This window comes from Demequina globuliformis (genome assembly GCF_000975155.1).
In the GTDB taxonomy this organism is placed as follows: Bacteria; Actinomycetota; Actinomycetes; order Actinomycetales; family Demequinaceae; genus Demequina; species Demequina globuliformis.
In genome coordinates this window covers 1052808-1079399 of sequence record NZ_BBRG01000001.1, presented here as the reverse complement: position 1 = coordinate 1079399, position 26592 = coordinate 1052808, and the positions used below count along the sequence as shown (strand labels likewise).

Below are 26592 nucleotides of genomic sequence, written 5' to 3'. Positions count from 1 at the left end.
TACGCGAGGCCCGTTGGCGGCTCCTTTTGGAGAGCGCGGGACCTTGGCGCCCAGGTGGCACCATCGGAATCAACCGGTTGCGGCACCGTGGGTACCTCGTGACCAAACTGTAACAAAAATAGGTGCGGGCTTCCTTTGGCAAGCGGTTGGCAAACAGGCGTCCCGTCAGATACTCTCACCAAGTCAGGCCACGTGCTTGATGCGCGTAGCCTTCCGCGATACAAGGAGGGTTGGGCACATCCGAGCGACAGAGACTGTGTGGCTTGATCCTGCATCGATCAGACAAAGGAGTTACGAATGCGGATCAACTCATCGCCGACCCGGCGCGTGCGCGCCGGTGTTCTTGCAGCCGCCGCGACAGCCCTGCTTATGACGAGCGCTTGCTCGGGTACGTCCGACGACGAAGACACCAACGGCACCACCGAGTCCGCGGCACCGTCGGACGCGCCGACCACTCTGGCCATCGCCGTGTCGCGCCAGCCCCAAGGGTTCGACACCACAAATCTCGCCAACGGCACCGACGCGCTCGTATGGTCGGCGATCTATGACCGCCTCATCGTTCCCGGCGACGATGGGCTGCCCGTCCCTGCCGCGGCAGAGTCATGGGAGTACTCGGAAGACGGACTCACTCTTACACTCCACCTGCGTGACGGCATGACATTCTCGAATGGTGACCCAGTCGTCGCTGCTGACTACAAGGCCACGCTCGACCTCCTTACGACGACAGCTGGCCCCCTCTCGGGCGAAGTCAGCGCCGTGTCATCCGTCGAGGCGCCCGACGACTCGACGATCGTCATCAACTTCTCGCAGCCGGACGCTTCGTTCCTCGATAGCCTGAGCAAAGCAATCGGCGCCATCGCAAACGATGACACCATCGCCAACGAGGATGCACCCACGAACCCCGTCGGTTCGGGCGCCTACACTCTCGACGCAGACGCGACGGTAGCGGGCTCTCAGTATGTCCTCAACAAGCGTGAGGACTACTGGAACGCCGACGCGTACCCGTTCGAGACTGTCACGGTCAAGGTGATTGCTGACTCGACGGCACTCGAGAACGCACTGAAGTCTGGCGAGATCAATGTAGGCGACATCATCTCCGGAACCATTGACGAATCGACCGGCATCACCGCTACCGAGATCCCCGGTGCGGGGCTTCAGAACCTCAAGATTCTCGACCGTGAGGGCACCATCGTGCCGGCCCTCGCAGACGTTCGCGTGCGCCAGGCGATCAACTACGCAATTAACCGTGAAGCCATCGTCGAAGGCGTTTCGCAGGGCCGGGGCGAGGCAGTCGCGCAGATCGCCTTCCCCGACACCAATGTCTACGTGGAGGAGCTCAACGACACCTACCCGTACGACCTTGAAAAGGCCAAGGAGCTGATGGCGGAAGCCGGCTACGCTGATGGCTTCGCGGTCACTATGCCGAGCATCATTTACTCGCAGACCCTCGATCCCGTCGTTGGCCAGGCGCTCTCCGACATTGGAATCACCGTCACATGGGACTCAATTCCCGCTCAGAACACCGGCCAGGCAATTATCTCCGCCCAGTACCCCATGGCGATCTGGCCCGACGGTTACGCCGGTCCTGCACGATTGTTTGGCAACCAGTACACCGAGGACGCCTTCCAAAACCCGTTCCACACCACCGATGACGAGCTGACGGCACTCCTCGACGAGCTGTCCACGACGGTCGATCCCGAGGCGCAGATCCCGCTGGCCAAGGAGGTCAACACGTGGGTTGTGGAGAACGCTTGGGACGCACCGATCGTGAACTCAAGCCGGTTGATCGGCGTGCACGAGGGGTACACCTACTCGGGGACGACGACCAACAGTTTCCCCTCCGTCACCCTTTACGGCGTGGCTGAGTAGCCTTTCGAAATCAGGGCTGGGAGCGCCTACAGGTGCTCCCAGCCCTGGAATCACCACTAGCCGAGGCTTCTGATAATGCTGATCTACTCCGCGCGCCGACTCGCCTCCGGGTTTGTGCTGTTCATTCTCGTTGCGTTCATCACGTACTGGCTCCTGAGCTTCTCCTTCGACAGCGTCATCGCCGTCCGTCTGGGTGCCAGTGCCACCCCTGAGACCATTGCGGCGGTCCGTGCCGACTATGGGCTTGATCGCCCGGTCGTCGTCCAGTACGTCGACTGGCTCACAGGTGTGTTCCAGGGTGATCTCGGTCGCTCGTTCTACACGCAGGAGCCAGTGGCTGACGCGATCCCGCCGCGCCTGTTCGTCACGCTATCCATCGTCGTACCCGCGCTCATCATCGCCACGATCATCGCGGTCTTCCTCGGCACGTTCGCCGCATCGCGCGGCGGTGGAGCGGACAAGGCAGCGCAAGGCATCATGCTCTTCGGCTATCTCGTCCCGAATCTGCTGATCGCAATTCTTCTTACCGTCGTGCTCGCGATCAACCTGGGCTGGTTGCCCGCAACGGGGTATGTCAGGTTCGGCGACGACCCATCCGGGTGGCTGAAGTCGATCACCATTCCGGTCATCGCGCTCTTTATCGGTGGCGCAGCCAACATTGCCAATCAGGTCCGAGGGACGATGATCGATGAACTCCGCAAGGACTACGTTCGTACTCTTCGTACGCGCGGAGTCTCGGCCCGAACCATCGTCTACAAGCACGCACTTCGCAACGCTGCGGGTCCCGCACTCACAGTCTTCGGTCTGACATTCATCAACATGTTTGGTGGCGCCCTGATCATCGAGCAGGTGTTCGCCTTGCCCGGTTTTGGAACGTTCAGCTTTAACAGCGCACTCCAAGGCGACTTCCCTGTTCTTATGGGACTCACAGTGTTCGGAGTGGGCATGACTGTGAGTGTCAATCTGCTGACCGATCTTGCCAATGGCTGGCTCAACCCGAAGGCGAGGATCTACTCATGACCTCCACCCCTAGCGACAGCACGGTCGTGCAGCCGTCGGAGACTGATGGCGAGGAAGTTCGTAAGGGCGCACTCGCACGCCTCGTGCGCGACCCGCAGGCGGTCATTACCGGCTCCATCCTGATCCTGATGATCATCGCGGGTCTGCTGGCGAACGTGATCGCCCAGCACGATCCGAACGAGGCCAATCTCTACGTTGTCAACGCGCCTCCGGGAACCGAGGGCTACCCGTTAGGGGCTGACCAAGCAGGCAGGGATATCCTCGCGAGGCTCCTACATTCGATCAACACCGCGGTGGTTTCCGCACTGATCGGCGCGAGCGTTGCACTCACGATTGGCACGGCTTTCGGTCTCGTTGGCGGCTACTTCGAGCGCCTCCGGGGCGTGACTGAGTGGACGTTCACCTTGATCATGACGTTCCCAGGCATCCTGCTGCTGATCCTCCTGATGCCACTGACGGGCGGAGATTACCGCGCAACGATGCTGGTCTTCGGCGTGCTGTTGTCGCCTGGTATCTACCGCATCGTGAGAAATATGACGGTCGGCGTGAGTCGCGAGCTCTACGTCGATGCCGCCAAGGTGTCGGGCGTGACGAGTTCGAGGATTCTGCGTCGACACGTGTTGTCAGTCGTGCGTGGACCGATCGTCATCGCGACCGCATTCCTGTGTGGAACGGCGATCTCGACGCAAGCGGGACTCGCCTTCCTCGGAGTCGGCTCACTGAGCATCCCCTCGTTCGGAGCGATGATCTCTGAGGGCTTCCGCAACATCGGACTCGCGCCGACGCAGTATCTGTGGCCTGCGCTCACGCTCGGTGTCATGAACGCGTGCATCGTGCTCTTCGGTAACGCACTCCGGGACACCTTGCAGGGGGCTCAGCCAAAGGCGCAGAAGATCGCGGTCGCGAAACTTGTAGATGGCTTTGAGGCAGATGCCGAGTCGGAGGACACTCCCGCACTGCTCTCGATCCGCGACCTGGGCATCGCGTATCCGTCACCGTCGGGAGCATTGAACGAAGTCGTCCGAGGGGTTTCGCTCGACCTCAAGCCTGGTGAAACCGTCGGCCTCGTCGGTGAGTCAGGCTCGGGCAAGACGCAAACCGCGTTCGGTGTGCTCGGCGTGCTTCCCAACGAAGCGATCGTCACCCGTGGCTCGGTGCGGATTGACGGCACGGAGATTCTCGGTGCGCCCGAGTCGACTCTGCGGAAGCTCCGCGGCGATGCGATTGCGTACGTACCCCAGGAGCCAATGTCCAACCTCGATCCTGTTTACACCGTGGGCAGCCAGCTCGTGGAGGGTATCCGGGTCGCAACGGGGCTCTCCAAGCGGGAAGCGAAGTCGAGGGCGCTTGAGTTGCTCGAGAGAGTCGGCATCCCCGATCCCCGTCGCACCTTTGATTCATACCCGCATGAGATCTCGGGCGGAATGGCACAGCGTGTGTTGATCGCGGGGGCTGTTGCAACCGAGCCCAAGATTCTCATCGCCGACGAACCGACCACGGCTCTAGACGTGACTGTGCAAGCGGACATTCTCGATCTCCTGCGGGACCTCCAACAGGAGATGGGTATGGGGATCATCCTCGTGACACACAACTTCGGCGTCGTCGCCGACATTTGCAGCCGGATCTGCGTCATGAAGGAGGGCGAAGTGGTTGAAACTGGCGAGGCCATCGACGTTTTCGCGAATCCACAGCACGAGTACACCACCATGCTGCTCAACGCGATCCTCGACGAGGACACCGTCCGAACCGATCCGCCCGTCTCCGTGGGCAAGCCGACCGAGGGAGCCTCGCGATGACTACTCCACTTCTCGAAGGTCGCGACCTTAAGGTTTCGTACCCCGTGCGCGGCTTCCGCAGGAAGCCGATCGAGATCGTCCATGGGGTCAACTTCTCGGTGGCTCCGGGCGAAACGCTGGGAATCGTGGGCGAATCTGGCTCAGGGAAGACGACCATCGGACGCGCGATCCTTGGACTGGCGCTGGTCACGGGCGGCACGGTGAATTTCGACGGGCGCGATATCAGCCACCTGGGCGGGGCAGCACGCCGCGCACTCGCGAAGGATATTCAGGTCGTCTTTCAGGACCCGTACAGTTCGCTCAACCCGTCACTGACGATCGGTGAGACACTCGCCGAGCCACTGATCGTTCAGGGTTGGGACAAGCAGGCGGCGACCAAGCGTGTCTTGGAGCTCCTCGACAGGGTCGGACTGCCGAAGAATGCAGCGGCGCGTTTGCCGCGCGAGTTCTCCGGCGGACAACGCCAACGCGTCGCGATCGCGCGTGCGCTCGCGCCGGAACCACGCCTGATTGTCTGTGACGAGCCGGTGTCGGCGCTCGATCTCTCCACTCAGGCGAAGGTGATGGAGCTCCTGCTCGATATCCAACGAGAAATGGGCGTCGCGTACATCTTCGTTTCCCACGACCTCGCCGTCGTCAGGCACATCTCGCATCGCGTAGGGGTGGTCTACAAAGGCGAGATCGTTGAGCAGGGTCCCGTGCGCGAAGTGACCACTCATCCGGAAAACCCCTACACGCAACGACTGCTGCTTGCAGCTCCGATCGCTGACCCTTTGCTCCAAGAGAAGCGGCGTGCGGATCGTGCTCGTCTGCGCCAGACTCAGCACAACCAGGACGTACAGGCCGGCGCGGCCTAGCAGTGAGTACCGTCGATTCAGGAGATCCGAGCGGATTGGTCGAGCCGAGCTCATCCGACGATATCGACAACGAGCACGGAAGTTCACCTCGTCTCACCGGGCTCTCGCGCGGCGAGGTGATCCTTGTGGTGCTCGCCACCTTCGGGACCGGCATGGCGTTGATTACCCCGCTGGTGTTCACCCTGCCGCTTCTCGTCGAGGCAATCGCTCCGAGCCAAACGCACCTTGTTGGTGTCGTGGTCGGAGTTGGTGCCGCGTTTTCGGTGCTCGCGGCACCGCTTGCAGGGTCGCTGTCGGACTCGTCCCGACTCAGGTGGGGGCGTCGCCGCCCGTTCGCCGCGCTGGGCGGCGTCCTCGGCGTCGCGTCGATCCCGCTGATGGCATTTGCGCCGAACCTGGCGATCCTGACTATCGGGTGGATACTCTCGAGCATCGGGTGGGGGACGGCTGGCGCGTCTGTCATGAATCTCGTTGCCGACCGCGCCGCACCCCAGCAGCGCGGTCGCATCTCCGGTGTGTCCGCCGCTTCAATGCAAATCGCCGCAGTCGCAGGAGTGATGCTGGCGAGCACCGCGGGTGGCGAGATCGTACTGATGGTGGTGCTGCCGGCGTTCGGCGGGGCCCTGGGCGTTGCGGTGTTGGTGTGCGTGTCTGATCCGGTGGTGTCGGGAACGGCAGCACTCACCTGGCGACGGCTTCTCGCGAGCTTCGTGTTTTCGCCGCGGAGGTACCCGGATTTCGCGTGGCTGTGGCTTGGCCGCTTCGTGTTCTTCTCGGCGATCTCGCTCACCACGGCCTACACAACGCTCTTCTATGCGCAGCGGTTGGGAATCGACCTAGCAAGTATTGCGACTGTCGTCGCCGTGACGAGCGGAGTCGGAGTCATTGCCGCTGCCGTAGGTGCGCCGCTTGGTGGTTTTCTCGCCGACAAGTGGGGACGCAAGCCCTTGATTGGCGTCGCCATTGCATTCTTCTCGGCTGGATCATTCATCCTTGCTGGTGCGCATTCGTTGGAGGCAATCGTTCTCGGGTCCCTGATCAACCAACTGGGACTCGCTGCTGCTGGAGCGGCTATGCAGGCGCTGCTGCTGGATGTTCTGCCAAACGGCGGTGCCGAGGCGGGTCGGTATCTCGGCGTCGCCGCGTTCTCACAAAAGCTCCCACAGGTCGGCGCGCCGCTTGTCGCCGCAGGCCTACTCAGCGTGCAGGGAGGTGACGCCGGATACGGCACGCTCTTCGTCGCAGCCGCCGTTCTCGCGGCAGTCAGCGGGGCAATCATGATGGTGAAGGTCGGGCATTGAGGCTGACCGGGACATGACCCGGACGGCGCTCAGGCCGTGAACTCCTTCCAGGGGCTTCGTTTCCATCGGACGGGTCGCACGGGCCCTTGCAATGCCACTCAAGCAACGTTTGGCAACCGATTGACAAACGGCCGGCCGAGGTGGTTGAATCATTGTGGTTTTCCACCCACACGGTGAGGTCGCATAGTCGACCAGGGACGAGGGTGGAGTCCACGACCTGCGGTGTGCTGCGGCAATCGCGTCCAATGACGGACTTCGTTCCCGGGCGCTCACGGGTAGCCACCGTCTAGCCGAAGCGATGTGCGCCCTGGCGCACCGACAGGGAGTCACGATGCCAGTCGCCTTTCCTCCTCAATTCCTTTGGGGGGCCTCGACTGCTCCGCACCAGATCGAGGGAAACAACGTCAACAGCGACTTCTGGGCGAACGAAGGACGCCATCCCGGAATGGAGCGCAGTGGAGACGCATGCGACAGCTACCACCGGTACTCCGAGGACATGCAACTGCTTGCCGACGCAGGCTTCAACAGCTATCGCTTCGGAATCGAGTGGGCACGCATTGAGCCGGCCCGGGGCCACTTCTCGAACGCGGAGCTCGCGCACTACAGGCGCATGATCGACACCGCAAAGGAACTCGGACTTGAGCCTGTCGTCACACTCCAGCACTTCACGACGCCGCGATGGTTCGCCGAGAACGGCGGCTGGCTCGCGGACGACGCTCCCCAGCTTTTCGGAGCTTACGTCGAACGCGTGTGTTCCATCCTCGGCGACGTGAATTGGGTGGCGACGATTAACGAGCCCAACATGCTTGCAATGATGGCGTCGATGGCTCAGCTCATGGCCTCTGCTGAGGCCTCCGACTGGCAGAGCCCCACGGTCGAGCACTCCTCGAACGGCGAGAGTGAGAGTGCCCCGTCCCGTCCTTCAGTATTGCCGGACCCGGATCCTGCCATCGGTCGTCGGCTCATCGCTGCGCACGAGATTGCGCGCGGCACGGTGCGCCGTCTTACTTCGGCAAAAGTCGGCTGGACCGTGGCGAACGGCGCATTGGTGGCTCGGCCGGGTTGTGACGAAGTGCTCGACCGGGTGCAGTACGTCCGCGAAGACATGTACCTAGAGGCGTCACGGGCCGACGACTTTGTTGGCGTCCAGTCCTACTCGAGCCAATGGGTAGGTCCCGATGGAGTTGAGCCTCATCCTCCGCACCCGGACAATACTCTCGTCAACACCGCGTACCGCCCTGATGCGCTCGCTATCGCGGTCCGTCACACGGCAGCCGTCACGGACGGGACGCCGGTTCTGGTCACCGAGAATGGCATCGCCGTCACCGATGACCGCCGCCGCATCGCGTACACGGGTGAGGCCCTGAAGGGTCTGGCGGAGACCATGCAAGACGGCGTCGACGTGCGTGGCTACCTGCACTGGTCGCTTCTCGACAACTTCGAGTGGGGTCACTGGGAGCCAACCTTTGGGCTCGTCGCCGTGGACCGCGAGACTTTTGTTCGTTCGCCCAAGCCGAGCCTGCAATGGCTTGGTGAGGTGGCTCGCACGGGCAAGGTTGCCTGACATGGGGCCCACTCACTCGTTCCCGGTCGATCCCTTCGTATCTGTGAAGCGCGAGCCGATGCACTCCATAAGGCGTGAGGGCGCCGTGAGTCTCGACGGCACCTGGGACTTCCAGTTGCTCGGCCACCCGGCACAAGAGTGGGGCGAGTGGGGAACGACGGAAGTGCCGGGTCTTTGGACAATGCGCGAACCGGCCGATCCGCCGCACTACACGAATGTCCCCATGCCGTTCGACGAGGTGCCCCCCCACCTGCCAGATCGCAACCCGACCGGGCTCTACCGTCGGAGCTTTCACGCAGAGCGCCGCGATGGCCGCCGGCTTATCCTTCACGTCGGAGCCGCGGAGAGCGCACTTCACGTACTGGTGAATGGAAATCTCGTCGGCTCAAGTACCGACTCGCACCTAGCCGCCGAGTTCGACATCACGGACGCGCTTGTCAACGACACGAACGAACTCGTGCTCGTCGTCGTCAAGTTCAACGCTGAGAGCTACATCGAGGACCAGGACCATTGGTGGCACGGCGGAATCAGCCGCTCTGTTTCACTGATCGACGTCCCCGAGGTACGGCTGGCCGACGTCACCATCACGGCAGACTGGGATCACACGACCGAGCGTGGCAGCCTCGCTGTCACAGCACGCACACACGGACTGGCACATCTGCGCGAGAGCGGTTGGAATGTCGAGATCGAGGCGCTTGGTGAGAGCGTCGTCGTACCGGTCGCAGTGCGCCAAGAGGCCCAGACCTTGCCTCGTGGCGTCGATGACCGCTCTGTGCGTCCCGAGCCCCGGTTCCCGCCGGACATGATGGACATCCTCAGCATCTATTCCGCCGGCGGCGAGGTGCCCGAATCCGCGATGCCAATGATTCGCGCCTTCGGGCAGACAGCGCAGCATGACGCCAAGGCCGGCGAAGCTGCCTGGTATCGCGCTCACGTCGAGGTCGAGCCGTGGACCGCTGAGACGCCCCACCTCGAGCATGTCGAGGTCCGACTTCGCGCGCCATCGGGAGACATTGTCGACGAGGCCACCTACCGCGTGGGATTCCGGCGCGTCGAGGTCGTGGGACGCGACCTTCTCGTCAACGGTCGGCGACCGTGGATCCAGGGGGTCAATCGGCACGACTTCGATCCCCGGACGGGGCGCGTATGCACCCGTGAAAGCATGCTCGCAGAACTCACCTTGATGAAGCGCCACCACATCAATGCCGTGAGGACATCGCACTACCCAAATGACCCCGTATTCCTCGACCTGTGCGACGAGATCGGCATGTATGTCGTCAACGAGGCCGATATCGAGGGCCACGCATTTGCCAGTCAGATCGCAGACGACCCGCGCTACCTGACGCGAATGATGGACCGGTTCTCGCGGATGCTTATTCGTGACCGGAACCACCCTTCCGTCATCACGTGGTCCCTCGGCAACGAGACCGGACATGGAGTCGCGCACGACACCATGGCCGCATGGTCGCGCGCCGTCGATGCAACACGACCCGTGCAGTATGAGGGCGGAATCGCCATGGACTGGCATGCGAATCACGGCTCGACCGACATCGTCTGCCCCATGTATCCGTCGTTTCCTTCCCTTGAGATGTGGGCGGCCGATCCTCGTGCGGATCGACCGATGATCCTGTGCGAGTACGCGTACTCCCAGGGGAACTCGACCGGCGGTCTCAGCCGCTATTGGGACCTCTTCGAGTCGGAACCGGGACTTCAGGGGGGATTCATCTGGGAGTGGCGTGACCACTCGCTCGACCCTGAAGGCGACGGTCGCTACCGGTACGGAGGCGACTTCGGCGACATGCCGAACGACGGGCCCGTGCTCAACAACGGCATCGTCCTTCCCGACCTCACGCCCAAGCCCGCGCTGTTCGAAGCGGCTGGTATCTTCAGCCCGCTTCGGCTCGAGTCGAGCGCGCCTGAGATCCTCGCTGGCACGGTGAGGGTGCGCAACCGTGGAACCTTCTTGCCGTTGTCCGCCTATGCTGCGGAGGTCTCAGTCGAGACGATGTCAGGCTCAACTGCGACCGTCGCTGTAGACCTACCCCCAGTCGACCCAGGTGAGACGGGACTCTTCGAGCTGCCTGCCGCTGTGCGCGACGCCTTGGGCGGGGCTGAGGCGCTCGCACTGTCCGTGCGACTCGTCACCAAGGAGGACTCGCTTTGGGCGCCGGCAGGGACGGCGCTCGCAGCGCAGCAGGTGGTGCTCGACGTGTCGCCCCAGGAATTGCCTACAGCGGGGGTGAAGGTGCCCACGCTCGTCGACGGCGCGCTTGCCCATCCTTTGCTCCGCAGTGCGCCCGAGCTCTGCCTGTGGAGGGCGCTCACCGAGAACGAGCGCTCATTCTCGATGGACCGACGCTTCGTGCGTACCGGGTTCCACGAGTTGACCTTGTCCGAGACGGACGTTCAGACGCAGGCCGATGCGGTACGCGTCAGCAAGACGTACCTCACTGCCTGGAATGAGGTCGTGCTGCACGAGCGACGCATCGTGCAGGTCGGAGACGGAGACTACGTCCTCACGGAGCTCGTCACCCTCCCCGAGGGACAGACCGACGGCGTCCGGGTCGGCATCGAGTTTGAGCTCATTGAGGGCTTTGGGGAGGTCGAGTTCGTCGGGCTCGGACCTTGGGAGAACTACCCGGACCGCGAAGCGTCGGCTCTCCTCGGAGCCTGGCAGGTTCCCCTTGACGATTTCGCAACGCCGTACATCGTCCCGCAGGAGTCCGGCAGCCGTGGCGGCACGCTCACGACGCGCATCTCTGGCCCCGCAGGCACGGTCCGGACGCAGCACGCGCATCCCCTGCACCTCAACGTCGCCCGACGAACCATCGCTGACCTTGAGGCGCACAATCACTGGTGGGAGGTGCCGACTCGCGACACCGCGATCGTTCACCTCGACATCGCTCAGCGAGGCGTGGGATCCGCTCGCCTCGGTCCCGACGCCGATCAGGCGACCCGCCTGGACAAGGACAGCTACACCTGGACCTGGCGTCTTCAGTTGGACACACACTGAACGGCGCTCTCTCAACGAAAAGGAGCAGCATGCTCAAGCCAGTAGCCACCGCAACCCGTGAAGCCATCAAGCTCGATGGACTCTGGGACTTCGACATCGCACGCGAAGGAGTCGAGCGCCCCTGGACAGGCGCGCTGAACTCGGGGCTCGAAGCAGCTGTGCCCGCAAGCTACAACGACCAGTTTATCGACCCTGCCATTCGGGACCACGTGGGATGGGTGTGGTACCAGCGGGACGTTCAGGTCCCCCGTGGCTGGGACGGCGAGCGCATCCTCATCCGTATCGACGCCGCGACCCACGAAGGTGCCGTGTACGTGGACGACGACTTCGTCGGCGGCCACGTGGGCGGCTACCTGCCATTCGCAGTCGACGTCACGGACAAGGTCGAAGCGGGCGGCACGTTCCGATTGACGATCGGCGTCAACAACGAGCTCACCAACGAGACCATTCCGCCTGGCACCGTGTCGGTCGACATGCTTGGCAGGCGCAAGCAGACGTACCTTCATGATTTCTACAACTACGCGGGACTTGCGCGTTCCGTCTGGCTCGTCAGCATCCCGCAGGTCAGCGTCACGGACGTCACCGTCACGACGGATGTGATCGACGGCGCGGGCCGAGTGGGGTATCGCGTGCACACGAGCGGTGACGCTGAGGTCCGCGTTCGCGCGGTCGATGCCACAGGCACCGAAGTCGGTGCCGCCACAGGCGCGGAGGGCGTCGTCGTCATCCGCGACGTCAACCTTTGGCAGCCCGGAGCGGCGTATCTCTACACCCTGCAGGTGGAGGCAGTGGTGGACGACTCTGTTGTCGATACCTATCCCCAGACCTTCGGTGTGCGCACCGTAGAGGTGCGAGGGAGCGAGTTCCTGATCAATGGAGAGCCGTTCTACTTCACCGGCTTCGGTAAGCACGAGGACACTGCGATCCGCGGCAAGGGGCACGACGACGCGTACCTTGTTCACGACTTCCAACTGCTCGACTGGATCGGCGCGAACTCCTTCCGCACCTCGCACTACCCGTACGCCGAGGAAGTCATGGACTTCGCCGATAGGCACGGCATTGTGGTGATTGACGAGACGGCGGCAGTGGGGCTCAACCTTGGGGTCGCCTCGGGTCTTACCGGAGAGCCCAATCGACCGACGTTTTCTCCCGAGACCTGCAACGACGTCACACAGGCCGTGCACGCGCAGCATATTCGGGAGCTGATCGGTCGCGACAAGAACCACCCGTCGGTCGTGATGTGGTGCATCGCAAACGAGCCAGCTTCGAACGAGGAGGGTGCGCTCGAGTACTTCGAGCCTCTCGTCGAGCTGACGCGGAGCCTCGACCCGACGCGACCGGTCTGCTATGCCGCAGTGATGTTCGCGCAGCCAGACAACGACCGCATTGCGCAGCTCTTCGATGTTCTCTGCCTCAACCGTTACTACGGCTGGTATGTCGCAGTGGGTGATCTACAGCTCGCCGAGGTCTACCTGGCTGGGGAGATGGGTAAGTGGGCGGAGAAGTATGACAAGCCGATGATGATGACCGAGTACGGCGCTGACACGTTGGCTGGCGTCAATTCGGTCTGGGAAGCGCCTTGGTCCGAGGAATACCAGCGTGCGTATCTCGAGATGAACCACCGGGTCTTCGACAGCATCCCGCAGTTCGTCGGCGAGCAGATCTGGAACTTTGCGGACTTCCAGACTTCGAATGGCATTCACCGCGTCGACGGCAACAAGAAGGGCGTCTTCACCCGCGACCGGCGGCCCAAGGCCGTTGCGCACGACCTCCGGCAACGGTGGTCTGCGCTGCGCGGAACTAAGCCCTCACATGCGGACTCCAGCGATTAGTTGCCGGACCCGTCTAGGGGTACGAGAAATCGTGACCGATCAATCGATATGGTGTGATCTCGGCTTCCGGCGCGTTCGATTGGCATCGTGTGGCCGCGTGTAGCCCAGTGGCAAGATCTCTCCATGAGCACTGAACATGGGTTGGCGCGCGCGCGTGCACGGGGTTTTCACCACGACGCAGACCGCAGACGTCTCGACGTCATGGATCGCCTCCTTAGGCTCTTCGTTGAGGATGGGTTCGCCACTCTGACGGTCGAGGAGATGTGTCGGCGCCTGCGTTGCTCTAAGTCGACGCTCTACCTCGTCGCCAACAGTCGCGAGCAGATTGTCGTCTCTGTGGTGGGACATTTCTATGCGCGGATCAATGCGGGTATCGCTAGTGCCATCGAGTCGGAACCGGACCGAGCCCGTCGTCTTTCCCGTTACCTCGTGGCAGTGGGCGAGGCGGTCGATGGTGCCTCGATTTCCTTCTTTGTCGATCTCGTGAGTTACGAGCCCGTCGCGATGGTCCATGCACAAGGGCAGAGAGACGCTGCGGCGTACGTCGAGCAGCTCGTGCGCGAGGCTGTCGAGGCCGGCGCAATGCGGGCTGTGAACCCCACCTTGGTCGCGCAGATCCTTGCGAATGTCATCGCAGGTGTGCAGGTGGGCGACATCGGAAGCGGTATGGAGGGGACACGGATCGAGGTTTTGGCCGAAGTTGGCGAACTGCTGCTGGCAGGGCTCGATCTGTCGGGTCGCGGAGTCGATTCTGCTCGGGAGACCTAGCCGTCGAGTACGTTACATAGTACGATCGAATCACGAGACGTACTCGCGGTAAGCGTGATCGCAGATCACCGATCCAACGGAGGAGCAGCCGCCATGTCGAACGAGCCAGTGTTTCCGGTTCCGGCCACCATTAGTGCAGAAGCACAGGCGGTCCTTGCCGCCGCCGCACAGCGACCGATGGTCGCGGACCCTGAACCGGACGACGATGCTGGGTGGTACGAACACGCTGCCGTTGCACGTGCGACCGACGAGGGCACGATCACGGGCCTTGCACTTGCTACGACGGGTGCCGTGATTGACGGTGCGCCGACGACACTCGCCCGCGCGTCCGTTGCGGACGGCGCCCGCTATTACGTCGCGGAGCCTCTCGATCACGACAGCGAGGATGAGCGTGTGCTCTTTGCGATCCACGGAGGAGGGTTCACGTTCGGCGGAGGCGAGTCGGCGCGGGTCTCGACGAGCCTGCTTGCGGGCAACTATGGGGTGCGCACGTGGGGAATGGACTACCGCCAGCTCCCAGATCACCCATATCCCGCAGGTCTCGACGACTGCATGACCGTCTATCGGCACCTGCTCAGCACGACGGATGCCTCCGCGATCGCGATCGGCGGCCAGTCGGGTGGTGCCAACCTCACTGCAGCCATGCTCCTACGCATTCGCGATGAAGGTCTGCCGATGCCGGCCGCGGCGATGCTGCTCTCGCCGCCGGTAGACCTCACGTCCGCCGGCGACACGCATGTGACCAACGGATTCACGGTGATTCCTGGGGGCATCGCGAACATGTCCCGGCGGTATGCGGGGGAACACAGTCTCGAGGATCCGTACATCTCCCCGCTTTTCGGGGAGTTCACCGCAGAATTTCCTCCGACGATCCTCACGGCAGGAACTCGTGATTTTCTGCTCTCCGACACTGTGCGGCTTCATCGCAAACTACTCGCCGCTGGAGTGCGTGCAGAACTGCACGTCTGGGAGGGGGCGCCTCACGGTCTGTTCATGGGCCGTGCCCCCGAGGACCGCGAGCAGGTGCGCCAGGTCAGGACTTTTCTCGAACAGGCGTGGGCTGAGGCTGGGCATCCCGCTTCGTAACGCACGAGCTCTGAAGGACTAGGCGCCGTTGCTCCCCGCGACGGTGCGAGACGGGTCGTCGCGCACGTGCGCGCGCACTTGTTCAACAAAGCCTCCGGACCGTGCGAGGGTCTCGCTCACCAACGCGATAAGCGCCGCGACGGGGTCCGTCTTCCCGAGTGCGTTGTCGATGTCGTCGGCTTGAGCGTCGCGATATCTGCCATGGTGCAGCACGACGTTGATCCAACTCGCTAGCACCGCTGCACTACCATCCGCCGAACGATGAGCCGCAAGCTCGGCGAGCGCCACGGGCGCTACCCGAATCGTGAGCTTCGTCGAGGAATCCTCGGCAATTTGCTTCAAGCGATGTGCAATCCGCGGGTTGTCGAACCGCTCCCACAGGTCGCGGCAGTACCTATCGCTATCGACGAAGCCGGGGAGGTGGCGGACAGCCTCGGACCAGAATCCCTCGACCAAGCTCCGGCAGGTCGCATCGCGGGTTGCAGAGGCAACGGTCTCTGCGCCGCGAGCGAGGCCGAGGGCCGCGAGAGCGGTGTGGGCGCCATTGAGCAACCACAGCTTTCTCGTGTCGAATGGGGTGATGTCCTCAGTGAACTGTGCCCCAGCGCTCTCCCAGTGAGGGCGCCCTGCTGGGAAGTCGCCACACAGGATCCAACTGGCGAAGGGCTCGGTCACGACCGGGATTTCATCGACAATCCCGGCCCGACGCGGGCCGTCGACGTCGCCATCGGAGAACCGCGGCGTGATCCGATCGACGGACGTCGACACGAACGCTACTTGGGTCTCGACCCACTCGACGAGCTGCTCGGAGACTCGGGACGCATACGAAAGCACGGCGCGACGCACCGTGCTCCCGTTGTTTGGCATGTTGTCGCACGGCAAGATGGCGATCGGCCCTGCGCCCGCGCGTCGTCGCGCCTCAAGTCCCACAGTAATGAGTGCGAGGGGAGTGCTTCCGGCGCCCCCGCTAGCCAGGCTTGCGACGTCCGCCGAGACCACAGGATCGCTCCAATCCGGTTCCCCATCGGCGTCGAGTCGGTATCCCGCCTCAGTAACCGTCGTGGTCACGATTGCGGTGGATGGGCGCTCGAGGTAGGCCATGAACGCGTCCCCGTCGGTGATCGAGTGGGCGGCGACGATCGAGTCGATCACCTCGACCTCGTCCTCGGACGGACCACGGGTTGTCAGCGTGTAAAGGCAGTCCTGGTCGCGGAGGACCTTCAACATGGCATCTCCGCTGCCGCCTGCACGCCCGGTGAACGCCGCAATGCCCCACTCGCTGGCGTCGGAGGCGTGCGCCGTGTACCAGGCCTGATGCGAGCGATGAAACGCACCCAAGCCGATGTGGATGATGCGGACAGGGGCCGCGGGCCGTCGCCTAGCGGCTTGCGTGAGTGGCCTTAGCGTCTTGTTCGAAGCGCTCACAGTTTGAAGACCTCACGAGGGATAGCATCGACGGTGTCAGTCATGATGCGCTCTGCAGTAGCGATGCTTACGCGCCCCTCAGCAACAAGGCGCCCGAGGTAGCCTGCATCGGCGCGGCGTGCAACGTCGTGTCGGGCCGGGATCGAGAGATAGGCGCGGGTGTCATCGATGAAGCCGGAGGTGCGGTAAAAGCCAGCCGACTCCGTCACCGCCGAACGGAACCGAGCCATGGCATCGGGAGCGTCGATGAACCACCACGGCGCTCCAACAAATACTGAGGGATAGAACCCAGCGAGAGGCGCTAGTTCGCGTGAGTAGGTCGATTCGTCGATGGTGAAGAGGACGAGGTGGAATCCTTCCGCAGCGCCGAAAGACTGCAACAGTGGACGTAGGTTCTCGGTGAACTCGACGCGTACCGGGATGTCGTGCCCTGTGTCGGGCCCAAAGGTCTCGTATGTGGAGGTGTGGTGGTTGCGACGAACCCCGGGGTGGATCGTCATGACGAGGCCGTCCTCGACGCTCATCGCAGCCATTTGCCACAGCATGTGTCCGCGGAACTCACGGGCGCTGTCGGCATCGAGGTTGCCAGCAAGGGCGCCCTGGAAGAGCTCTTCCGCCGTATGTGCGTCGAGTTCGCAGGTGTATGGCTCGTAGACGCCGTGATCGGCAGAGACCGCTCCGCGCTCGATGAAATACGCACGGCGTGCGCGGAGCGCATCGAGGTACGTTCGGAACGTGGCCTTCCCTTCGCCTGCCGTCGCCAAGAGCTGTTCCACGCGCTCGCTAAAACCCTGGGCCTCGGGGTCCAGATAGGCGTCGGGCCTGAACGTCGGGATCACTCGGCCTGCAAACGAAGCATCGCTCGCGAGTGCAGAGTGTGCGTCCAGAGCATCCAACGGGTCATCAGTGGTCGCGAGTACCTCGATCCGGAAGTTCTCGAACAGTGCCCGTGGACGCAGGGCGGCCGTGGGCAACGCCGCCGCGACGGTGTCGTAGATGCTGTGTGCCGTTTCCGGCGTCAACTCCTCTTCAACCCCGAAGACTCGTGCTAGTGACTCACTGATCCAGTACGCGGAGGCCGTACCGGCAAACTTGTGCCAGTGCGCGGCCAGCGTGTCCCAAACCTCACGGGGGTCTGCTTGTTGCGCACCCAAGCCCAGCGCCTCGAGTGGAACCCCATTCGCGTGCAGGAGGCGTGTCACGTAATGGTCGTGCGTGATGAATAGGTTCGCCGGATCCGTGAATGACTGATCCTCATGTAGCCACTGGGCGGGCACGTGCCCGTGCGGAGAAATGATGGGCGCCTCGGCAACCGAGGAGTAAAGCGCATGTGCAATCGCTTGTACACCTGGGTCGACGGGCAGCAGGCGATTGTGGTCGCGCGACGGCGTTGGCATGAGCCAAGTCAAACCGAAGGGAACCCCGTTTGTCAATCGGTTGCCAACGATGGCAACGAAAGTCTTCGGACCGTCAACGCCGCATGTGGGCGGTCGATTCGCGCACCATCAGCGTGGTCGACAGGGAAGCTTCGGGTCGCGCGATGACGTCCACGCCAATGTCGCCCATCAGAGACTCCACAGCGCGAGTGCCCGCCTCGAGGAGGTCGGCGCGCACCGTCGTGAGAGATGGACTGACGAAATCGGCGCCAAAGATGTCGTCGAAACCCGCGACCGAGATGTCATCCGGCACACTCACGCCTTGCTCCCTGGCGGCACGAATGAGGCCGAGCGCGAGAAGGTCGTTGTATGCGACGATTGCGCTCGCCCCGGAAGCCTGGGCTCGTTCAAAGGACAACTTTCCCGCGGCAATCGTGGGGGAGTTGGGACCGATCTCGAACACGGAGATCCCGCGCAGTCGCGCAGCTTTAAACAGCGCTTCCCACCTACGCGCACTGATCCATGAGCGATCTGGGCCGCCGAGGTAAGCAATCGAACGATGCCCTAGAGACGCAAGGTGCTCGACCAACTGGTCAATACCTGGAGCGACGTCGGGCGCAATGTTGACGAGATTTCCCGCCGCGCGATTGATCATCACGACCGGCTTCCGCTCGGCGAGCCGGAGGATGTGCTCGTCAGGGAGTCGGGTGGTGGCGAGAATGATGCCATCGACGAACGGCGCCACTCGGTCCGCCGTCGCCGCCTCAATACTCCCCGACTCCTGCGACTCAGCGACAATCAGGGTGAAGCCATAGCGAGCGGCCGCGTTCTCGGCACCGCGCACGGTGTTGAACACCACTGGGTTCGTCATGTCAGCGACGACGGCGGCAATGGTGTTTGTCCGTCCGGTAGGAAGCGCACGCGCCAGCGGGTTTTCGTGGAAGTTCAACTCAGCCGCGGCCTTACGGATGCGTGCTTCCGTGGCCGCACTCACGCGTCCAGGCTTGTTGAGTGCTCGGGAGACGGTCGAAGGGTTAACGCCAGCGAGGCGAGCAATGTCATAGATCGTTGCAGCGCCGGACTTGCGCCCACTCTTGGCGCTCTTGGGCGCTTCTGATACATCGGACATGTGAGCCTCCATGTCTGCACAATACCGGTTGCCAAAAGCGTTGCCAGCCGAGATTGCGAGTGTCAGGTAACACTACCGGGGACACGGCCTCTGCATCTGAGACGAGGCGCCGATTGTGCAGGCCGGCGCTTTCTGATGCCGATCGCTGGGCGCGTGAGAGGTAACCTGCGCTACATTAGGCATTCGGTTGCCAAGTTTGGGCGCGATGGGTGCGTCCCGCGAAGGAGAGAGTCATATGGACCGCAAGTCGCAGATGCTGACCGATTTGAGTCGGCATCGGTTGGTGCCGGTGGTGGTGTTAGATGCGGCTTCTGACGCTGGACCGTTGGCTGATGCGTTGGTGGCTGGTGGTTTGCCGGTGGCGGAGGTGACGTTTCGTACCTCGGCTGCTGGGGAGTGCATCCGGGTGATGGCTGCTCGTGGCGACATGGTCGTGGGTGCCGGCACGGTGTTGACGGCGGCTCAGGTGGATGAGGCGGCCGATGCTGGGGCGTCGTATGTGGTCTCGCCTGGCTTGTCGCGCGCGGTGGTGGAGCGGTGTGCCGAGCGTGGTGTGGTGGCGTTGCCGGGGGCGGTGACAGCGTCGGAGGTGATGGCCGCGCTGGAGTTGGGTGTGACGACGGTGAAGTTCTTCCCGGCCGAGACCAGCGGCGGTGCGGCCGCGGTCAAGGCTCTGGCGGCGCCGTTTAAGGACGTGCGGTTTGTGCCCACGGGTGGGATCGGGCCGAAGAACCTCCACGAGTATCTGTCGATTCCGGCGGTGCATGCGGTGGGTGGGTCGTGGATGGTGCCCAGGGACCTGATCGCCGCCGGTGATTTTGATGAGGTGCAGCGGTTGACGGCCGAGGCCGTCGCGCTGGCGGGCAAGGAGGCCCTCGTATGAGCGTGGTGAACGTGAAGTCCGCGGCAGAGTGCCGTTTCGATGCCGTCTCGCTCGGCGAGGTGATGCTCAGGCTCGACCCCGGTGAGGGCCGTATCCGCACCGCGAGGCAGTTCACGGCTTGGGAGGGTGGGGGTGAGTACAACGTGTCGCGTGGTCTGGCCCGCGCGTTCGGGTATCGCACCGGGATTGTGACCGCGCTGGCGGATAACGAGGTCGGTCACCTGGTGGAGAACCTGATCCTTGCCGGAGGGGTCGACATCAGCAACGTCATCTGGAAGTCCTATGACGGCATCGGCAGGTCGGTGCGCAACGGGTTGAACTTCACCGAGCGTGGCTTCGGAGTCAGGGGCGCCGTGGGTGTGTCCGATCGCGGCCACACGGCTGCCTCCCAGCTATCCGCAGATGACGTCGACTTCGATCACCTCTTCGGTGAGCTCGGGGTGCGGTGGCTTCACACCGGCGGCATCTTCGCGGCGCTGTCCGATACGGCCGCGCAGACGGTGATCGCCGCGGTGGAGGCCGCTCACCGCCACGGCACCGTCGTCTCGTATGACCTGAACTACCGGCCAAGTTTGTGGAAGGCGATCGGTGGCAAGGAGCGTGCCCAAGAGGTCAACCGGGCCATCGCCCCGCACGTAGACGTGATGATCGGTAACGAGGAGGACTTCACCGCGTCGCTGGGCTTCGAGGTCCCCGGCGTCGACGAAACTCTAGAAGAGCTGGACGTCGCCGGGTTTGAGCAGATGATCGCGACCGCCGCCGAGGCGTTCCCGAACTTCCAGGTGATTGCGACCACCATGCGTGGCGTGAAGTCCGCGACCGTGAACGACTGGGGCGCCCTGGCCTGGTCCAAGGACTCTGGCGTGGTGCGTGCCACCCAGAGGGATGGTCTCGAGATCCTCGACCGGGTGGGCGGCGGAGACTCCTTCGCCAGCGGTCTGATTCACGGCCTGCTCGAGGGTGAAACCCTCGAGCGTGCCGTCAACCTCGGTGCCGCTCACGGCGCGCTGGCCATGACCACCCCCGGCGACACCACCATGGCCACCAAGGCCGAGGTCCACAAACTCGCCGCCGGCGGAGGCGCCCGCGTCGACCGCTAAACATCGGAACCCCGGGCAGCCACGCTATCGGCTGCGCGTTGTAGGACCGGCGGAGAGAAACAACGAAAGAGAGTCCTGATGGAGAAGACGTGGCGCTGGTATGGTCCCGCAGACCCAGTCACGCTTCGTGATGTGCGGCAAACCGACGCGACCGGTGTAGTGACGGCTCTGCACCATGTCGCGAATGGCGAGGTCTGGGCGGTTGAGGATATTCGCGAGCGCCAACGCGAATGTGAGCACGCGGGCCTTTACTGGTCGATCGTCGAGTCGGTGCCCGTCCACGAGGACATCCGTCGTGGTCTCGCATCGCGCGACCAATGGATCGAGAAGTACTGCACGACGCTGCGTAACTTGGCCGCGTGTGGCATCGATATGGTCTGCTACAACTTCATGCCAGCGCTCGACTGGACCCGAACGGACCTCGATTGGCCGCTCCCGAACGGCGGCACAGCGCTGAGGTTCGATGCCAATGCGGTCGCGGCGTTCGACATCTGGGTGCTCGAGCGGTCGCATGCCGAAGAGTCCTATGCGCCCGAGCGCGTAGCTACGGCGCGCGCCTGGTTCGATGCTGCCGGCGCCGATGAGGTGGAGGCGGTCACACGCACGCTGCTTGCGGGGCTGCCTGGATCCGAGGAGTCGTACAGCATTGGCGAGTTCCGTGAAGCTCTCGCCGCATACGATGGCCAGACACACGAGTCGATGCGAGGCAACCTTCGGTACTTCCTTGAGCGGGTCATTCCTGTAGCGGAAGAGGTCGGCATTCGCATGGCGATCCATCCCGACGATCCGCCTTTCGACCTCTTCGGCATCCCTCGGGTGGTCTCGACCATGGCCGATGCACAGTGGATCCTCGACGCGGTTCCGTCTCCTGCGAACGGTCTCACCCTGTGTGTCGGCTCCTATGGCGTGCGCGCAGATAATGACGTGGTTGAGATGGCTCACCGCTTCGCGGATCGCATCTACTTTTCCCACCTCAGATCTACGCGTCGCGAAGCTGACCAAGAGAGCTTCCACGAGGCGGTGCATATCGACGGCGACATCGACATCGTGGGTGTGGTGCGCGAGCTAGTGAGCGAGGAGCGCCGGCGTGGTGACGCCGGCCCACGGATTTCTATACGTTCCGACCATGGGCATCGGATTCTCGACGACCTCCACCGCGCAAGTGCACCGGGATACCCGCTCATCGGGCGCATGAAGGGCCTTGCGGAGGTTCGTGGCGTCGAACTGGCCGTGAACTATGCCATCAACGGCGGCATTTCGTAGACGCGTGCGCTGGGCGCTCGTGGCTTCTCGCGGTGTCCAGCCTGAGCTACGAGTGAGTATTGACTCAGGCGCCGACTCGCCGTAGCCTTTGGCAATCGATTGTCATGGGTTTTTTGATGACGGAACCAACACGTGGCGGGCCCCAAAACTCGAGCGTGAACGGGAGCGAACGTCAAGCCTGGGACACGAGAACGCGACGGTGGGTTCAGCCAGCCGTCACTGATCGACGCGGGGCGAATGCGCCGCAGAAGGAGTAAGGCATGGCAATGACTGAACCTTGGAGCGCAGACCGTATCGAAGCGCGATCGCGCGTGGTGATCGACAACGACTTCTGCGGTGATCCCGACTGCGTCGTTGAGATCGCCCACCACCTGTTGTGCCGCAGTATTGAGATTCCGTTCGTCGTGTCGTCAGCGGTCGGCGTGCACCACCCTGAGTGGACCGATGACTGTGTGACGCGCGGCGTCGGTGTCGTGCGGGAGGTTGCTGAGCTCGCCGATCGGGACGATGTGGTGATCCTCGAGGGCAGCAACATGCCCATGACCGACGCCTCGACGCCCGCCGTAAGCGCGGCCGCGGAGGCCCTCGTGCGCGAGGCGATGCGCGACGACACGGATCTGCCGCTGTACGTCGCCTGCGGTGGCGGCCTTACGACGGTTGCGAGTGCGCTTCTACTCGAACCGCGCATCGCGGATCGCATGACGGTGATCTGGCTCGGTGGCGAGAAGTACGACATGACGGAGGACGAGCTCCCTCCTGACGTGCGATGGCGCGAAACGAACGTCAACACTGACATGGTTGCTTCGCGGGTGGTCTTCAACGACTTTCAGGTTCCGTTGTGGCAGATGCCGCAGGGAGTCTTCAGTCAGGCGCTCATGTCGCGAAGTGAAGCATGGTCACGCGTGCGCTCGCGAGGAGCGTTGGGCCGCCACGTCTTCGACCAGATTGGCCACCGCGTCGACGCCTGGTCGCGCGGGCTCAAGATGGGTGAGGCTTACGGCCTCGGAGATCACACCCTTGTTTCGCTCACCGTGCTCGGCGGACCATACAGTCCCGAGCCTTACACGAGCGACTACACCGATGTGCCGCGCCCGTCGCTGCTCGAGAACGGGCTGTACGGCGAGCAGGCGGATGCCGGCACGATTCGCGTGTACTCGCGCATCGATGTGCGTCTGCTGTTCGAGGACTTCTACGGGAAGCTGGACGAGTTCGCGGCTGCCCAGGAGGCTTGAGTCGCCATGGCGGGCCGGTACCCCTACGAGGACCCCGCGGTCGGCCTCGAGAGTCGCATCGATGACCTCCTTGCTCGCATGGAGCTCGAAGACAAAGTCGGCCTCCTTTACCACCAATATGTGGGTATCACCGACCCCGAGCAGCCTGATCAATACGGGCGCCCAGGAGCGGCCGAGCATATCCGCGAGCGACGTATGTCCGCCTTCTTCGTCCAAGGTTCGCCCCCGACCGCACGGGACCTCGCCGAGATCCACAATGCGCTTCAGCGTGTGGCGCTGGAGCATCCGTTGGGTGTACCGGTGACCCTCGCCACCGACCCACGACACTCCGTGACTGACAATCCGCTCACCGCCAACGCAGCGGGCGCGGCATTCTCGGCATGGCCCGAGGCGCTCGGCCTGGCGGCGACACGGTCTACGGAGTTGGTCGAATCCTTTGCCGAGACGGCGCGACAGGAGTACTTGGCGGTGGGGATTCGCGTCGGCGCACATCCCCAGATCGACGTCACCACCGAACCACGGTGGGCGCGCATGGTCGGAACCTTCGGAGAGGATGCAGAACTCACCGGTCGCCTTGGTGCAGCCTACGTGCGGGGCTTCCGAGGACGGGATGCCGGGGACACCCTCACGCCGCTCTCGGTTGCGACCATGCCCAAGCACTTCCCTGGTGGAGGACCGCAGAAGGACGGACTCGATCCTCACTTCTCTGACGGCAAGGAGCAGGTGTATCCGGGAGGATTCTTCGAGTACCACCTGCAGCCGTTCATCGATGTGATCAAGGCCGGTGCGACACAGATGATGCCCTACTACGGCATGCCTGTAGGCACCGAGCACGAGGAAGTTGGCTTCGCGTTCAACAAGTCAGTGATCACCGGGATCCTTCGAGAACGCCTGGAATTCGACGGGATTGTCTGCACTGACTTCGGTGTGATCACCGGATATGGCGAGCACTTCCCAGCAAAGGCTTGGGGAGTCGAGCACCTGAGCGAGGAGGACCGCGTGGTCCGGCTCCTTGAGGCAGGTGTCGACCAGTTCGGCGGCGAGAACCGCACGGAGCATCTCATGTCCGCGGTAAAGGGCGGACGGGTGACGGAAGCGCGGATCGACCAGTCCGTGCGAAGGCTGTTGCGCGAAAAGTTCCGACTCGGACTCTTCGACGACGCGCGTTTCGTCGACGCCGATCAGGCGAACAGCATCGTTGGTCGCCTCGATTTCCGTGAGGCTGGAGTAGCAGCGCAGAAGGCATCCCTCACCCTTCTTACGAACGGGCCCAGCGATGCGCCCACGTTGCCGGCGCGGCCCGGCATCAAGGTTTACGTTGAAGGAGTGGAGCCCGAGGCTTTCGCGGGTTATGCGAACGTCGTCGCCACTCCTTCGGAGGCCGACCTCGCCGTCGTGCGCGTCAGCGCACCTAATCACGCAGACCCAGCGAAGAGCTTCCTCGGCTCGATGCACAAGGGAAGCCTTGAGTACTCCGACGGAGACCAGGAACACCTACTCGAACTCATCAACACCGTGCCGACCGTGATTGACGTGTTCTTTGACCGCCCGCCAATCCTCGAGCCGTTGATGGGAGCCGCGGCTCTCGTCGCGTCATTCGGCACCTCGGATCGGCCTTTTGTCGAGGTTTTGTTTGGTGATGGCCAGCCTGGGGGCGCGCTACCGCTCGACGTCCCTAGGTCGATGGCTGCCGTGCTTGAAAGTCGAGAAGACGTCCCTTTCGATACCCATGACCCGCTGTTCCGTTACGGTCACGGGCTCTCCTATGCGATGCCCGTCACCGTCACATCCGACGGCGATGGGGCGAACTGAAACCGCCTCTCTGGCGTGCCAATCTTCGTTGGGGCTCTCCAACCCGGCGAACTCATCGCACCGGAAACTGCTGCCTGGTGCCTTTCGCCTTCAGGCCGAGGGGAGCAGTTTCCGGTGCGAACCACTTGAGGAGTGCGTAGCCCGCTGATCCGGGCGCCCTCTGGCGTGCACGCGCGGGCGAGAGCTTTTCGCTACGCGCGTTGGCACGGGGTGCTAGCGAGGGCCCGTTTGCTCGTCCACAAACGTCGCAATGGCTTCGAGTGAGCGGCCTACCTGGTCGATTGACCGCGGCAATTGCAAGAAGCCGTGCGGCATGCCGGGAACGTCGATCAGTCGCACGACAGAGCCGTCCCGCGTCGCCCGACTGGCAAATTCGTGCGCATGGCCTGCCAGGTCGTCGTATGCTGCGGCGACCACCAAGCTGGGGGGCAGGCCATCGAGGGTCTCGTCATCAAGGCTTCCGTGGACGCCGTTCGACCTGAGAGCTTCGGGCCCTAGGTACGAGTCGAACATGAACTCGACTGAGGGTTGGAGGATCCTAAAGATCGCAGGGACGCGATCAATGTCATAAGGGGAGTCCGCAGGCGGGCTCAGTTTAAACAGCAGCGGGTACAGCAACACCAAGCCCGCCGGAAGTTCGTCGGAGCGTTCGCGCAGCTCGAGCGTCGCGGTAGCGCATAGCGATGCACCTGCCGACGCTCCTAGGAGTACGACGGAGGCTGGGTTGAGTTCGAGCCCGCCGGGAGAGCAAGTCCACTTGAACGCGGCAAGCACCTCGTGGTGCAAGTGCGGGAAGTGATGCTCCTGCGAGGCGAGGCGGTAGTCGACCGATACGACCGCTGCGCCGGTACGCGTGACAATTTCTCGTGCCACGCCGTCGGACTCTTGGTCGTCGACCGTCCCGCCCAGAAAGCCTCCGCCGTGGACCAATACCACCGCAGAGGTGGCTGATTTACTTTGGGTCCGGTAGAGCCGGATAGAGACGGGGTAGGGGCACTCGTCGTTACTGATGTCGAACTGTTCGTACTTCACAACGGGTGACTCTTCGTCGTCCATTGTGAAGTAGGAGTGCGAAAGGCGCGATCGAAGCTCTGGGTCCGTCATGAGCTGGGCGGGATCGACACCGTGTGCCCAGCCGAGCCGGGCGTCGATCTCGGGGTGCAGGTGCCTCATCCTCGAGTGAATTCCTTTCTGCCCGCTCGACGTGGAACGTATGGAGCGGGGAATGAACAGGGCGGCTGCATCGCCTTGACCCGTGACCTCGCT

At 63.2% G+C, this 26592-nt stretch carries 19 protein-coding genes; 15 read left to right on the top strand and 4 right to left on the bottom strand.

Going from position 1 to position 26592, the window contains the following annotated elements; genetic code table 11:
* The first annotated feature begins 297 nt into the window (after positions 1–297).
* The 10 genes from AOP75_RS04935 (at position 298) to AOP75_RS04890 (ending at position 15106) form a co-directional block, all read left to right on the top strand.
* Positions 298–1869: an ABC transporter substrate-binding protein gene (locus tag AOP75_RS04935; RefSeq protein WP_062077191.1), complete on the top strand. Its 1572-nt coding sequence runs from the start codon at positions 298–300 to the stop codon at positions 1867–1869.
* 75 nt (positions 1870–1944) lie between these two features.
* The gene (locus AOP75_RS04930; RefSeq protein ID WP_062077190.1) at positions 1945–2889 is read left to right on the top strand and encodes an ABC transporter permease; all 945 of its coding nucleotides are present in this window, start codon (positions 1945–1947) and stop codon (positions 2887–2889) included.
* Positions 2886–4685, top strand: coding sequence for a dipeptide/oligopeptide/nickel ABC transporter permease/ATP-binding protein (locus tag AOP75_RS04925; RefSeq protein WP_083966708.1), 1800 nt, complete (start codon positions 2886–2888; stop codon positions 4683–4685). The genes AOP75_RS04930 and AOP75_RS04925 overlap by 4 nt, the downstream gene beginning before the upstream one ends.
* The gene (locus AOP75_RS04920; RefSeq protein WP_062077189.1) at positions 4682–5542 is read left to right on the top strand and encodes an ATP-binding cassette domain-containing protein; all 861 of its coding nucleotides are present in this window, start codon (positions 4682–4684) and stop codon (positions 5540–5542) included. The genes AOP75_RS04925 and AOP75_RS04920 overlap by 4 nt, the downstream gene beginning before the upstream one ends.
* Before the next feature lie 2 nt (positions 5543–5544).
* Positions 5545–6843 (top strand): MFS transporter, encoded by a 1299-nt coding sequence (locus AOP75_RS04915; protein ID WP_152649948.1) that lies wholly within the window; start codon positions 5545–5547, stop codon positions 6841–6843.
* A gap of 298 nt (positions 6844–7141) precedes the next feature.
* On the top strand, positions 7142–8407 hold the full coding sequence (locus tag AOP75_RS04910) for a glycoside hydrolase family 1 protein (protein ID WP_062077187.1): 1266 nt from the start codon (positions 7142–7144) through the stop codon (positions 8405–8407).
* Between the two features lies 1 nt (position 8408).
* Positions 8409–11420, top strand: coding sequence for a glycoside hydrolase family 2 TIM barrel-domain containing protein (locus AOP75_RS04905; protein WP_062077186.1), 3012 nt, complete (start codon positions 8409–8411; stop codon positions 11418–11420).
* Between the two features lie 29 nt (positions 11421–11449).
* Entirely contained in the window at positions 11450–13252 is a 1803-nt protein-coding gene (gene uidA / locus AOP75_RS04900; protein ID WP_062077185.1) for a beta-glucuronidase, read from the top strand.
* Between the two features lie 123 nt (positions 13253–13375).
* Positions 13376–14020, top strand: coding sequence for a TetR/AcrR family transcriptional regulator (locus tag AOP75_RS04895; RefSeq protein ID WP_152649947.1), 645 nt, complete (start codon positions 13376–13378; stop codon positions 14018–14020).
* 93 nt (positions 14021–14113) lie between these two features.
* Positions 14114–15106 carry an alpha/beta hydrolase fold domain-containing protein gene (locus tag AOP75_RS04890; protein ID WP_062077183.1) on the top strand — a complete coding sequence of 331 codons (993 nt, stop codon included), beginning with the start codon at positions 14114–14116 and terminating at the stop codon, positions 15104–15106.
* 18 nt (positions 15107–15124) lie between these two features.
* On the opposite strand, the gene AOP75_RS04885 is transcribed toward AOP75_RS04890, so the two are convergent.
* The 3 genes from AOP75_RS04885 to AOP75_RS04875 all read right to left on the bottom strand — a co-directional run bounded on the left by AOP75_RS04885 (position 15125) and on the right by AOP75_RS04875 (position 19036).
* Positions 15125–16531 (bottom strand): mannitol dehydrogenase family protein, encoded by a 1407-nt coding sequence (locus tag AOP75_RS04885; RefSeq protein WP_062077182.1) that lies wholly within the window; start codon positions 16529–16531, stop codon positions 15125–15127.
* Positions 16528–17928: a glucuronate isomerase gene (uxaC, locus tag AOP75_RS04880; RefSeq protein ID WP_062077181.1), complete on the bottom strand. Its 1401-nt coding sequence runs from the start codon at positions 17926–17928 to the stop codon at positions 16528–16530. The genes AOP75_RS04885 and uxaC overlap by 4 nt, the downstream gene beginning before the upstream one ends.
* Before the next feature lie 73 nt (positions 17929–18001).
* The gene (locus tag AOP75_RS04875) at positions 18002–19036 is read right to left on the bottom strand and encodes a LacI family DNA-binding transcriptional regulator (RefSeq protein WP_062078419.1); all 1035 of its coding nucleotides are present in this window, start codon (positions 19034–19036) and stop codon (positions 18002–18004) included.
* Positions 19037–19271: 235 nt separating this feature from the next.
* On the opposite strand from AOP75_RS04875, the gene eda reads away from it, so the two are divergent.
* From eda to AOP75_RS04850, 5 genes are all read left to right on the top strand, one after another.
* The gene (gene eda, locus AOP75_RS04870; RefSeq protein WP_062077180.1) at positions 19272–19919 is read left to right on the top strand and encodes a bifunctional 4-hydroxy-2-oxoglutarate aldolase/2-dehydro-3-deoxy-phosphogluconate aldolase; all 648 of its coding nucleotides are present in this window, start codon (positions 19272–19274) and stop codon (positions 19917–19919) included.
* Positions 19916–21019 carry a sugar kinase gene (locus AOP75_RS04865; RefSeq protein WP_062077179.1) on the top strand — a complete coding sequence of 368 codons (1104 nt, stop codon included), beginning with the start codon at positions 19916–19918 and terminating at the stop codon, positions 21017–21019. Before eda ends, AOP75_RS04865 begins: the two co-directional genes overlap by 4 nt.
* 78 nt (positions 21020–21097) lie before the next feature.
* Complete coding sequence (gene uxuA, locus AOP75_RS04860) at positions 21098–22282, top strand: mannonate dehydratase (RefSeq protein WP_062077178.1); 1185 nt, start codon at positions 21098–21100, stop codon at positions 22280–22282.
* 260 nt (positions 22283–22542) lie between these two features.
* Positions 22543–23514 (top strand): nucleoside hydrolase, encoded by a 972-nt coding sequence (locus AOP75_RS04855; RefSeq protein WP_062077177.1) that lies wholly within the window; start codon positions 22543–22545, stop codon positions 23512–23514.
* A gap of 6 nt (positions 23515–23520) precedes the next feature.
* On the top strand, positions 23521–25326 hold the full coding sequence (locus AOP75_RS04850) for a glycoside hydrolase family 3 protein (RefSeq protein ID WP_062077176.1): 1806 nt from the start codon (positions 23521–23523) through the stop codon (positions 25324–25326).
* Between the two features lie 213 nt (positions 25327–25539).
* Here AOP75_RS04850 and AOP75_RS04845 read toward each other — a convergent pair whose 3' ends face one another.
* Positions 25540–26499, bottom strand: coding sequence for an alpha/beta hydrolase (locus AOP75_RS04845; protein ID WP_062077175.1), 960 nt, complete (start codon positions 26497–26499; stop codon positions 25540–25542).
* Between the last annotated feature and the right edge of the window lie 93 nt (positions 26500–26592).

Excerpts from the sequence above, each read along its gene's own strand:
- AOP75_RS04935 (WP_062077191.1), top strand. The coding sequence starts at position 298 with ATGCGGATCAACTCATCGCCGACCCGGCGCGTGCGCGCCGGTGTTCTT.
- AOP75_RS04930 (WP_062077190.1), top strand. The coding sequence starts at position 1,945 with ATGCTGATCTACTCCGCGCGCCGACTCGCCTCCGGGTTTGTGCTGTTC.
- AOP75_RS04925 (WP_083966708.1), top strand. The coding sequence starts at position 2,886 with ATGACCTCCACCCCTAGCGACAGCACGGTCGTGCAGCCGTCGGAGACT.
- AOP75_RS04920 (WP_062077189.1), top strand. The coding sequence starts at position 4,682 with ATGACTACTCCACTTCTCGAAGGTCGCGACCTTAAGGTTTCGTACCCC.
- AOP75_RS04910 (WP_062077187.1), top strand. The coding sequence starts at position 7,142 with ATGTGCGCCCTGGCGCACCGACAGGGAGTCACGATGCCAGTCGCCTTT.
- AOP75_RS04905 (WP_062077186.1), top strand. The coding sequence starts at position 8,409 with ATGGGGCCCACTCACTCGTTCCCGGTCGATCCCTTCGTATCTGTGAAG.
- uidA (WP_062077185.1), top strand. The coding sequence starts at position 11,450 with ATGCTCAAGCCAGTAGCCACCGCAACCCGTGAAGCCATCAAGCTCGAT.
- AOP75_RS04895 (WP_152649947.1), top strand. The coding sequence starts at position 13,376 with ATGAGCACTGAACATGGGTTGGCGCGCGCGCGTGCACGGGGTTTTCAC.
- AOP75_RS04890 (WP_062077183.1), top strand. The coding sequence starts at position 14,114 with ATGTCGAACGAGCCAGTGTTTCCGGTTCCGGCCACCATTAGTGCAGAA.
- uxaC (WP_062077181.1), bottom strand. The coding sequence starts at position 17,928 with ATGCCAACGCCGTCGCGCGACCACAATCGCCTGCTGCCCGTCGACCCA.
- AOP75_RS04875 (WP_062078419.1), bottom strand. The coding sequence starts at position 19,036 with ATGTCCGATGTATCAGAAGCGCCCAAGAGCGCCAAGAGTGGGCGCAAG.
- eda (WP_062077180.1), top strand. The coding sequence starts at position 19,272 with ATGGACCGCAAGTCGCAGATGCTGACCGATTTGAGTCGGCATCGGTTG.
- AOP75_RS04865 (WP_062077179.1), top strand. The coding sequence starts at position 19,916 with ATGAGCGTGGTGAACGTGAAGTCCGCGGCAGAGTGCCGTTTCGATGCC.
- uxuA (WP_062077178.1), top strand. The coding sequence starts at position 21,098 with ATGGAGAAGACGTGGCGCTGGTATGGTCCCGCAGACCCAGTCACGCTT.
- AOP75_RS04855 (WP_062077177.1), top strand. The coding sequence starts at position 22,543 with ATGGCAATGACTGAACCTTGGAGCGCAGACCGTATCGAAGCGCGATCG.
- AOP75_RS04850 (WP_062077176.1), top strand. The coding sequence starts at position 23,521 with ATGGCGGGCCGGTACCCCTACGAGGACCCCGCGGTCGGCCTCGAGAGT.
- AOP75_RS04845 (WP_062077175.1), bottom strand. The coding sequence starts at position 26,499 with ATGAGGCACCTGCACCCCGAGATCGACGCCCGGCTCGGCTGGGCACAC.